The following is a 1,621-nucleotide window of genomic DNA, read 5'->3' on the forward strand; positions in this document are numbered from 1 at the left end:
GGTCCCGTCCGGGCCCTCGACCACGGTGGGATCGGTGGGCGCGCCCCGCGGGTCGGTGAACAGGGGGTCGGGCGCAACCCGGACGTCCGCACTCGTGCGTGCAGGAGCCCCCTCGAGCGCAGACGTTGCAGCAGGAGAACTCGATGCGTCCGCACTCGTGCGCGCTGGAGGCCCCTCGAGTGCGGACGTTGCAGTGCGAGGGCTGGTTGCGGGGGTGTGGGTCATGCCGGGATCGGGCGGAGGTCTTCGATGCCGTGCAGGAAGCCCTCGCGCAGGGTGCTGCCGGGGGCCAGGTCGGCCTTGGTGACCGGGCGGCCCAGGGACGCCGACGCGTAGATCGCGGTGACCAGCTCGAGCGACCGGTGGGGTTCCGCGGCGACCGGCGGCAGCGGCTCGCCCGCGCGCAGCGCCGCGTAGACCGCGCGCAGCAGCGGGGTGTGCCCGGAGGGCTCGTCCTCGGTCGGCAGGGTCCACGACGCCGGCGCCTCCGCCGGCTCGCCGCCGGTCCGCTCGGGTGCCGGGGTGAGCCGCCACGCGCGGGCGTCGTGCCCGTAGAGGTGCTCGACCTCGACCGTGCCGAGCGTCGTGTCCACCCGCACGTAGCTGGTCTGGCGCGGGGCGAGGGCGGTGGTCAGCACGGACACGATCGCGCCGTTGGCGAACCGGATCACGGCCGTGGACGTGTCCTCGGTCTCCACGTCGCGGTCCAGGCGGAACGCGCGCGCGTCGACCTCGGCCCACTCGCCCAGCAGGAACCCGAGCAGGTCGAGCTGGTGGATGCCCAGCCCGAGCAGCGGGCCGCCGCCCTCCGTCGCCCACTTCCCGCGCCACGGCACCGCGTAGTAGTCCTCCTGCTTGCGGTACCAGAGCGTGTGGCAGACGCCGACGAGCGGTCGCCCGAGCGTGCCGTCGGCGAGCAGCCTCTGGACGTGGCCGACGGCCGTGCCGGTGCGCTGCTGGAACACGACGGCGTACTCGCGACCGACCTCGTGAGCGACCTTGAGCACCGCGTCCAGGTCCGCCAGCGACAGGACCGGCGGCTTCTCGCAGACCACGTGCGCGCCGGAGCGTRGGGCGGCGATCGCCTGGTCCTTGTGCAGGCCGGGCGGGGTGCACAGGTGCACGACGTCGACTGCCTCGGCGGAGAGCAGGTCGTCCAGGCTGTCGTACCGGCCCGCGACGCCGTACTGGTCGGCGAACGCGTCACGGACGGCGGGGCKGGGGTCCGCGACCGCGACGACCGCGACCAGGGGGTCCGCGGAGAGGACCGAGGCGTGTGCGTGCGCGATCGCCCCGGTCCCGACGATGGCGGCCTTCAGCAGGCCCTGCGACAACTCCGTCACGTCCGCTCCCTTGCGTCCTGCGTCAACCGTCCTCGGTCACGGTAAGCGCTTGCCTGCCGATTCGTCCACCGGCTGCCATGCGTCGTCATGACGTGGTCGTGGGTTCGGCACGAGATCGTGCGTCTGAACCCACGGTCTCGTGCCGAAGCCACGATCTCGCGGCCGCGCGACGAGCCGTGCGACGACCCGCGCGACGAGCCGCGCGACGAGCCGTGCGACGACCCGTGCGACGAGCCGTGCGACGAGCCGCCCGACGAGCCGAGCGACGAGGCCCGGGC

2 protein-coding genes are annotated in these 1,621 nt (G+C 74.0%); both read right to left on the reverse strand.

Annotated elements, in window-relative coordinates; genetic code table 11:
• Window positions 1-221: 221 nt before the first annotated feature.
• Window positions 222-1,343: a Gfo/Idh/MocA family protein gene (locus AC1DUQ_RS21575; RefSeq protein ID WP_477074617.1), complete on the reverse strand. Its 1,122-nt coding sequence runs from the start codon at window positions 1,341-1,343 to the stop codon at window positions 222-224.
• A 36-nt stretch (window positions 1,344-1,379) separates the two neighbouring features.
• Window positions 1,380-1,621, reverse strand: a 242-nt coding sequence (locus AC1DUQ_RS21580; RefSeq protein WP_477074618.1) for a hypothetical protein, incomplete at its 5' end; no start/stop codon positions are given.

This window comes from Cellulomonas sp. P4_B5_2, assembly GCF_056402235.1.